Genomic DNA, 250 nt, shown 5'->3' with positions numbered 1-250 from the left:
GCGAAAAGCCCGCGCAGCGCCGTCGTGATGTGCGACACGGGGTTCACGTTCACGAAGGCCTCGAGCCAGCCGGGCATGGTCTCGGGGTCCACGCTGATGTTCGACGCGAAGACCAGCGGGAAGATGAAGGTGAAGCCGAAAGTCATCACCGTCATCGGGGTCGAGACGAGGAGACCGATGGTCATGAACACCCAGCCGACGCCGAACCCGACCGCGAAGAGCAGCAGGAACCCGGCGAGCACGCCCACCA

1 protein-coding gene is annotated in these 250 nt (G+C 64.8%); it reads right to left on the bottom strand.

What is annotated here, in order from left to right:
* A partial coding sequence (locus ACSNOK_RS35435) for an ABC transporter permease (RefSeq protein WP_436784788.1) occupies nucleotides 1-250 on the bottom strand: 250 nt, incomplete at both ends.

Source organism: Streptomyces sp. URMC 126 (assembly GCF_051386555.1).
In the GTDB taxonomy this organism is placed as follows: Bacteria; Actinomycetota; Actinomycetes; order Streptomycetales; family Streptomycetaceae; genus Streptomyces.
The sequence above is the reverse complement of the archived record's forward strand: the minus strand, read 5'-3'. Positions and strand labels throughout refer to the sequence as shown.